Source organism: Azovibrio sp. (genome assembly GCF_049658005.1).
GTDB lineage: Bacteria > Pseudomonadota > Gammaproteobacteria > Burkholderiales > Rhodocyclaceae > Azovibrio.
In genome coordinates, this window is the sequence record NZ_JBASOH010000049.1 from 24,278 (window position 1) to 32,557 (window position 8,280).

Here is an 8,280-nt window from a genome sequence, read left to right on the forward strand (position 1 = left end):
ATGACCGGAACACCAGAGGGCGCGCCTGTGCAAGACCGGCATCCCCAAGCCCTCCTGGCACCGTTTAGCCCAGCCCCTCATCCGCCGTCAGGTCACGATTGCCGACATTGAAGCGGGACCTACCAAGCGGGACCCACAAGCGGGACCCAGGCAGGCCCCAGGCAAGACAAATCGAGGCCGGGCTACCTTCCATCCCAGGCGTCAGAGTCGCTTGCCGTCACGCGCTTGCCGTCACGTTGCATGGCAGGTCGACCCATGACAGGTCGACCATGGCAGGTCGTTGGCAGGTCGTGAGGCGGCGACTTGAGATGCGGCTACTTGAATTTCGACTGAACGTCGCTCAAGCCTTGTTTCAGCTCATCCCACAGCTTGTCGGCCGTCACCCTGATCTGCTCCCAGGCTTCTCCGCTGGCCTTGCCCAGCTCGTTCATTTTCGCCGCGGCGGCATGCTGCCTGGCGCGCAATCCCCGGATTTCTTCCATGCGCAGGATTTTCATGTCGGCAGCAACGCCATCCAGCTTCGCTTCAAGCAAGCTGATCTGGGCGTTCCACTCCTTGAGCTGAGCCGCCATTTTTTCTTTGTATTCGTGATGCAGTTCCATTGCTTTCTCCTGTTTGACTGGCACGGGAATGTTCATTTTCCGGAGACAACGACAAGCTCGTTACGGACATCCTTCACGCCCTTGACCGCGAGCGCCATGGCCGCGACCTTATCGAAGGTGGCCGGCGAATCGACGCTCCCCGTCAGCGTCACGATGCCACTATGGGTCTCCACACTGATTTGCAGGGATCTCAGGCCGGGTTCGGCCAGGATGGCGGCCTTGACCCTGGCGGTGATCTCCGTGTCATCCAGGGCCAGGGCCGCCGCATCTCCCGCCGCATCTCCTTGTCCGGACACGGTCTTGTCGACCCGTTCGGCCGTGTCGTCCATCTTCTTGCCCACGTCGCTTGCGGCTTCATCGAGTTTCTTGCCCGCCCGCTCCCCCGGCCCGGGCTTGTCGCAAGCCCCAAGACCCAGGACGAGCAAGAGGGAGGCGGCGATCATTGCAGTTTTGTTGATCATGGTTTGATTCTCCAGTGTAGTTTTCGCGGGCTATATCTTGCCCAGCAGGACCAGGATGAGCAGGACGAGCAGCACAAATCCGATGCCGCCACTCGGCCCATACCCCCAACTCCGGCTATGAGGCCATCTCGGTATGGCGCCGATCAGCAGCAGGACCAGGACGATCAGCAGAAGGGTTCCCAGGGTCATTTTCTTCTCCTTAGTGAGGCCAGGCATCTCGGATCGACACCGGCTACCCATGCTACGCGAGCCATCACACGGGTCTGTGCGCTGGCCAACAGACCCGCCACCAGGCAACACTGATGATGCCGTTCATGGACACGGAGCAAACATCCGGTCCAGTCCCCCCATCGCGACAACAGGAGTCATCATGACAACAGAAACCACCCCCAGCCTGAATGCAGGCACGCCCCCGCAACGTCCTTTGCCCGGCAGTTCCGGGATCGATGCCGGCCAGGCAGAATCCCTGCACAAGGATGCCCAGCTCTTACCGGAAAAAATCTGCCACGCGGCCCGTACCGCCCAGGCCTATGGCCGCTCCAACCCCTGGAAAACCGCCGGCTTGATGGCGGCAGCAGGGGTCATCCTCGGCGTCCTGATCCGCCGCCGCTGATTCCCGCGAGGCGGCCGAAATCCGCCTGCGGCAAGGCGCAACATCCGATCGGACAAGGCGGGCTGTGCGGGCTTACCGCTATGTGTGCTGGCACACCGACACCCCACCTTTCCTGGACTAAGCTTTCCAGGTGTCATGAAGAAACCGTGTCGCCATCGAAAACCCGAATTTTTCCTCTCAGGAGCATCTCATGAATCAATCCCGCAAATATCTGTCCGCCCTGTTCCTGTCCCTGACCTTGCTGACGGTCGTCGGTTGCGCCTCCACCTCGAAGCAGGAGGGCACCGGAGAATACGTCGATGACGTGGTGATCACGAGCAAGGTCAAGGCCGCCATCCTGAACGATGAGAACCTGAAATCCGCCGAGATCAATGTCGAAACCTTCAAGGGCGTCGTCCAGTTGAGTGGTTTCGTCAGCTCCCGCGCCGCCGCCAACAGGGCCGTGGCCGTGACTCGCTCGATCAAGGGCGTCACCGCAGTCAAGGATGACATGCGTATCAAGTAACCAGCCTTCGGCCTGGTCATGATCCCGCGACAGCCGCCAGGTCGCGGGATTTTCATTTCCGGCAGGGGAAATTGCCCGCGCCTGGGGTTCAGGGTCGGTTCAGGGGCCGGTTCAGGGTCGGTTCAGGGGTCGGTTCAGGGGCCGGGCGGGGGCGATTGCCGGGCCGCCCGGAGTTCGGCCTCGAGGAGCTTGGCTTCGCTGATGTCGATGAAAGTGATGACCGCTCCATCCACCACGTTTTCCAGGGTACGGTAGGGCATGATCCGGACGATGTACCAGCCGCCATCCCGGGTGGCAATCTGTTTCTCGGAATAGGCCAGGGTCTCCAGCACGGTCTCGATGTCCAGGGATAGTCCCGGATAGTCGAGCTGGTGGACGATATCGCTCAGCGGCCGTCCGATGTCGCCCGGGATGAACTTGAAGATCCGGGTTGCCCGGCGGGTAAATCGTCGCACATGCAGCCGCTTGTCGACGAACACCGTGGCGATGTCGGTGCTGTCCAGCACATTCTTCATGTCGTTGCTGGTCGCCGCCCATTCATCGACTTTGGCCTGCAGTTCGGCGTTGACCGTTTGCAGTTCCTCGTTGAGGGACTGCATTTCCTCCCTGGAAGTGGTCAGTTCTTCATTGGTGGATTGCAGTTCCTCATTTGTCGATTGCAAGGCTTCGTTGGCCGACCTGAGCGCTTCGTGGGAAGTCAGCATTTCCTCCCGGGTGCGCTGCAGTTCTTCGCCGGCCTCGAACAACGCCTGTTCCAGTTCGAGCACCCGGGTATCGGCCAGAGGTTTGCCGGCGCGCAGTCTGGGCTTGGTCTTCGCCGTGGTGACCTCGGTGAAGACGACCATCACCATGCCGCGCAGGGCGGCCGGTTCGTCGATCGGATAAACGGTCAGGTCGAGGTGGCGCATCGCGTCACCCTCCCCGAGCCCCAGGTTTTTCACGACCACCGTCCCGGCCGTGCGTAGCGCTTGCGGCAGGGCCACCATCAATTCCTGACGCAGGCATCCCCGGGCCATGGCATGAATGTTCCAGTTGGCCTTGCCAGCGGCAGGTTCCAGGTAATTGCCGGTGTGTCCATTGATGAACAGCACATCCCCTTCGGCATTGGTGAGCACGGCCGCCGGCGAGAATTTCTGCAGCAGAAGCTGCTCTGCCAGGGTTTGCAAATTGGTCGGAAGCATGTTGCTCGAGTAGGCCGGATCGGGGTTGGGAGAAAGGCCAGGCTGGCGGGAGGGAAAGTCGATAGCCAGGGGGCTTTGCTGCACGGCTTCCCGGCGATAGATGCGCGCCCTGGTTTCGAGCGGAGTAAAGAGCGCATCGGCATGACCGATGCTTTCGGCCGAGCCCAGGAAAAGTATGCCCCCGGGCTTCAGGCTGTGATGAAAGAGTGCCAGAATCTTTTTCTGCGGCGCGGCACCGAGATAAATCAGCAGGTTCCGGCAGGTGAGGATATCCAGCCGGGTAAAGGGCGGATCCATCGTCACATCATGAGGGGCGAACACCACCATCTGCCGTATCGCCCGGCAGATCCGGAAGCCGCCGCTGTCTTCCACGAAAAACCGCGCCAGCCGCGCCGGAGAAAGCATGTCGGCGATTTTCCGGGAATAGAGCCCCTGCCGGGCCTTGGCAATGGCGTCGGCATCCAGGTCGGTGGCAAAGATCTGCAGCTCGACCCGCGCGCCGGGTCCGGCGTGATCCATGGCCTCATGAAAGATCATGGCCAGCGTGAAAGCCTCCTCGCCCGTGGAACATCCTGCCACCCAGGCCCGCAGCAGACCGTCGGTTGCGCCGCGGATCATCGCGGGCAGCACATCTTCCTGCAGGAACGCCCAGGCAGCCGGATCACGGAAGAAACTGGTGACGCCGATCAGCAATTCCTTGAAGAGCAGTTCGGTTTCCTGCGGGTTGCTCTGCAGAAAGCTGACGTAATCCGCTATGCCGCCCAGCCGATGAACCGCGATCCGGCGCTCGAACCGCCGGTAGATCGTGCTTTTCTTGTACAGGGAAAAATCATGGCCGGTCCGGGCATACAGCAGGGCGCAGATTTTTTCAAAGGCCGAATGCCTGAGGGCGGTGCCCGGCCGGGCTGGAACGGCCGGCGCCGGATGTGGCCGGTGACCGGAGATCAGCCCCGCCAGCTCGCCCGGCGAAGCAACGGCATCGGCCAGCCCGGCGGCAACCACGCTGCGCGGCATGGCCGCAAACCCGGCCGTCGCCGGTGTCTGGACCAGGGCCAGGCCGCCGCGCTCCCGGATGGCTTGCAAGCCTCGCGTACCATCCGAACCCATGCCGGAAAGGATGATGCCGACCGCCCGTTCGCGCTGCTCATCGGCCAGACTGCGGAAAAAGAAATCGATCGGGAGCCGCAATCCCCGCGGCATGGCCGGTTCCAGGAGCTGCAGTTTGCCGTCGAGGAGGGCGAGGTCCTTGTTGGGCGGAATGACATAAACACAGTCCGGTTCAATCTGCATCCGGTCTGCCGCTTCCCTGACCACCATCGGCGTGGCACGCCGCAGGAGCTCCGGCAGCATGCTGTGACGGCTGGGGTCGAGGTGCTGGACGATGACAAAAGCCATGCCGCTATTGTTGGGGACGCCCCCGAGAAACTGCACGAGCGCTTCCAGCCCCCCCGCCGAGGCGCCGACGCCGACGACAGGAAATTGCAGCCCGGCGGCGGGCGGCTCGGGTCCGGCCTGGCTTCGGGATGGCATCCGGAATCAACCTCCCCGGACGATCGGTTCGCCGGCTTGTTCCGTTCGTGCGAGCATTCCGGTAAAGGGCCCGGCGCCTTGGGCCGCCCCTTTGCGGGGCTCGGCAGCGTTTTCATTCGATCCCGCCTCGTCATGTTCCGGCAAGACAAGGATTGCCCTGCCGCAATCGGCGTGCCCGGCCAGGTCGGCGCCGGGGGCTGATTTGAAAGCAAAAGGCATGGCCTTGGTCCTTGGCAGGGTACGGTTCATGAGGAAGGCTTATTGCAGCCTGGGCGCCATGCTGTCGCCGGACGTGTCAAAGACGACCATGCGGCATTCGCGCGCCTCGGCATCCGGCACCGCCTCGATCCGGATGTGGGTCGCCCCGCGGTATGCATTGGCGGCCAGTACCGATTCGCAGCGCACCTTCTGTTGCGTGCCGAGCACCTCGTCAACAAAATGATCGAATGCCGCCACGCAATCCGGCGCCAGAAAGGCCGCGAAACGATGCCGGTTTTTCTCGGAACCTTTGGTGCCCAGCAACACGGCCCCCGCCAGATTCATGTCGATGATGACCCCGAGCGGGTCCAGGGTGAAATAGCCCACCGGCGCAAAGTCGTAGATATCCGCATAGCGCTCGCGCAGACTGTCCGCCTCTTCATAGGCTTGTTGCAGCGCTTCGTTGCTCATTTCGAGTTCGATCTGATGAATCTGCAGCTCATGGACGAGTTGGGCGCTGTCCCAGGCTGTCCCGGGTTCCGCATGGGGAGACTGGAGCAAGCGCGCCTCGGCCCGATGGCGCATGCTGGCCGGGTCCGGATTCGGGCGCAGGCGGCTGGCGCTCCGAAGCCCGGATTTGATCTGGAAGATCCGCTCATACTCGCTTTTGACGACCGCATAGCATTCACAGACCCGGGCCTCCAGGCCCGGGCGGTCGAGCAGGGTGATGCGGCCACGGCGGTATTCGATCAAACCGGCCGCCTGCAATTTACCGGCCGCCTCGGTCACCGCTTCGCGGCGCACGCCCAGCATGTTGGCGATCAGTTCCTGGGTCATGTTCAGCTGCCTGCCCGGGAGCAGATCCGCACTCAGGAGGAGCCAGCGGCATAACTGCTGATCCACGCTGTGGTGGCGGTTACAGACGATGCTCTGGGCCATCTGGGTCATCAGCGCCTGGGTATAGCGCAGTGCCAGATGCAGGAATTCTCCCCCTTGCTCCAGCTCCCAGCGGGCGATTTCGGCCTTGAGGCGATAGGCCTCGCCGGCGCTTTGCACGATCACCTGATGGGTCGTGGTGTTTCCCCCCAGCACCAGGGGAATTCCCACCAGGCCATCATGGCCCGTCACCGCAAGTTCGGCAGTCGAACCCTTGTTCGTGTTGAAGATGAGGGAAACGATGCAATTGACCGGAAAGTAAATGTATCCGTGCGCGTCGCCGGATTCGTAAAGGGCCTGGCCCAAGGCCAGATGAATGAGTTCGAGGTCATCCTGAAGACGGGCATAGTCATTTGCCGGAAGCCCGCCAAGAATGCGGTTTTGTCTGGGGCTGCATTCGGTTTCAGGTAGCATGGCGCCTCCATGGTTTGACATCCGCCAGGGACAGATCGGAAAACGATGACCTTCGGCAGGAGCGGAATCCCCGACACAGCCCTGTCAGCCCTGACTGCCCTGACTGCCCTGACTGCCGTGGAGCGCCTGGCGCACATGATGCCTGCAAATCCATGCGAAAAAATGTATTTTACGAAATACCCCGGCCACCCTCTGTGTGCCAGCCCACACATCGCCGCCCGACTTGACTTGTGGAACGAGGACCGCGGCGGCTGAATCCCTGCGGCTGAATCCCGGCGGCTGAATCCCGGCGGCTGAAACAGGAACGGCGAGGGTCGAACCGTCGCCGTTCCACACTTTCAGGACAGCAAGAGTCACTTCTTTCGCGCCGGCGGCAGATCGGTGCAGCTGCCGTGGGCCACTTCCGCCGCCATGCCGATCGACTCGCACAGGGTGGGATGGGGGTGGATGGTCTTGCCGATATCCACGGCATCGCAGCCCATTTCCACCGCCAGGCAGACTTCGCCGATCAGGTCGCCGGCATTCATGCCAACGATGGCGCCGCCCAGGATGCGGTGGGTCTGGGCATCGAAGAGCAGCTTGGTGAAGCCTTCCTCGGCGCCGTTGGCAATCGCCCGGCCCGAAGCGGCCCAGGGAAACACGGCCTTTTCAAACGAAATACCCTCGGCCTGCAACTGCGCCTCGGTCTTGCCGGCCCAGGCGATTTCCGGAAGGGTGTAGGCGACACTGGGAATCTGCAGGGCATCGAAGGCAACCTTGCGACCCGCGGCGACCTCGGCGGCGACGTGGGCTTCATGCACCGCCTTGTGGGCGAGCATGGGCTGGCCGACGATGTCGCCGATGGCAAAGATGTGCGGCACGTTGGTGCGCATCTGGGCATCGACTTCGATGAAGCCGCGCTCGGTGACGGCGACGCCGGCCTTGTCGGCGGCGATCTTCTTGCCGTTCGGGGTGCGGCCGACGGCGACGAGCACCAGATCGAAAGCCTCCTTCTCGCCCGTGGAATAGGTGACTTCGATGCCTTCCGGCCTGGCCTCGGCGGCCGTGACGCCGGTCGCAAGCAGGATGCGGTCGAAACGGTGGGCGTTCTTCTTTTCCCAGACCTTGACCAGGTCCCGGTCGGCGCCGGGCATCAGGCCAGGGCCCAGTTCCACCACGGTGAGTCGGGCACCGAGGCTGCTATACACCGTCGCCATTTCGAGGCCGATGATGCCGCCGCCGATGACCAGCATCTTCTTGGGCACCTGGCGAAGTTCCAGGGCGCCGGTAGAGTCGATGACGCGCGGATCGTCCTTGGGCATGAAGGGCAGGGCCACGGGCTGGGAGCCGGCGGCGATGATGGCGTTCTTGAACTTCACCACCTGCTTCTTGCCATCGGCAGCCGTCACTTCGAGGTGCTGGGGATCGAGGAAGGCCCCCAGGCCCTGCAGGTGCTGCACCTTGCGGCCCTTGGCCATGCCGGCGAGACCGCCGGTGAGCTTGCCCACCACCTTGTCCTTGTGGGCGCGCAGCTTGTCGATGTCGATGTCCGGCGCGGCGAAGCTGATGCCGCAGTCGCCCAGGTGCCGGGCTTCTTCGAGCACGGCGGCGACGTGCAGCAGGGCCTTGGAAGGAATGCAGCCGACGTTGAGGCAGACGCCGCCCAGGGTGGGATAGCGCTCCACCAGCACGGTCTTCATCCCCAGGTCGGCGGCGCGGAAGGCGGCGGAATAGCCGCCCGGACCGGCGCCCAGCACCAGCATCTCGCATTCCACGTCGGCACTGCCGCCCTGGTGGGCGGGGGCGGGTGTCACTGCGGCAGCGGCAGCGGCAGCAGCGGCGGCAGCGGCAGCGGCAGGGG

General features: G+C 63.1%; 8 protein-coding genes. 2 read left to right on the plus strand and 6 right to left on the minus strand.

Translation table 11 applies throughout. The annotated features are described in order from the left end of the window. Positions 1-314: 314 nt before the first annotated feature. The 3 genes from WBH99_RS05045 to WBH99_RS05055 are packed head-to-tail and all read right to left on the minus strand — an operon-like array spanning position 315 to position 1,252. Positions 315-638: a hypothetical protein gene (locus WBH99_RS05045; protein ID WP_424219022.1), complete on the minus strand. Its 324-nt coding sequence runs from the start codon at positions 636-638 to the stop codon at positions 315-317. Further along, the gene (locus tag WBH99_RS05050) at positions 635-1,063 is read right to left on the minus strand and encodes a BON domain-containing protein (RefSeq protein WP_424219023.1); all 429 of its coding nucleotides are present in this window, start codon (positions 1,061-1,063) and stop codon (positions 635-637) included. Before WBH99_RS05050 ends, WBH99_RS05045 begins: the two co-directional genes overlap by 4 nt. 30 nt (positions 1,064-1,093) lie before the next feature. Then, complete coding sequence (locus tag WBH99_RS05055) at positions 1,094-1,252, minus strand: DUF3309 family protein (RefSeq protein WP_424219024.1); 159 nt, start codon at positions 1,250-1,252, stop codon at positions 1,094-1,096. Positions 1,253-1,433: 181 nt separating this feature from the next. Between WBH99_RS05055 and WBH99_RS05060 the strand changes: the two genes are divergently transcribed. After that, positions 1,434-1,676, plus strand: coding sequence for a glycine zipper domain-containing protein (locus WBH99_RS05060; protein ID WP_424219025.1), 243 nt, complete (start codon positions 1,434-1,436; stop codon positions 1,674-1,676). 190 nt (positions 1,677-1,866) lie between these two features. Continuing rightward, positions 1,867-2,181: a BON domain-containing protein gene (locus WBH99_RS05065; protein ID WP_424219026.1), complete on the plus strand. Its 315-nt coding sequence runs from the start codon at positions 1,867-1,869 to the stop codon at positions 2,179-2,181. A 134-nt stretch (positions 2,182-2,315) separates the two neighbouring features. Here WBH99_RS05065 and WBH99_RS05070 read toward each other — a convergent pair whose 3' ends face one another. The 3 genes from WBH99_RS05070 to lpdA form a co-directional block, all read right to left on the minus strand. Then, complete coding sequence (locus tag WBH99_RS05070) at positions 2,316-4,892, minus strand: chemotaxis protein CheB (RefSeq protein WP_424219027.1); 2,577 nt, start codon at positions 4,890-4,892, stop codon at positions 2,316-2,318. A 258-nt stretch (positions 4,893-5,150) separates the two neighbouring features. Further along, on the minus strand, positions 5,151-6,440 hold the full coding sequence (locus WBH99_RS05075; protein ID WP_424219028.1) for a helix-turn-helix domain-containing protein: 1,290 nt from the start codon (positions 6,438-6,440) through the stop codon (positions 5,151-5,153). A gap of 353 nt (positions 6,441-6,793) precedes the next feature. After that, positions 6,794-8,280, minus strand: a 1,487-nt coding sequence (gene lpdA / locus WBH99_RS05080) for a dihydrolipoyl dehydrogenase (RefSeq protein ID WP_424219029.1), incomplete at its 5' end; no start/stop codon positions are given.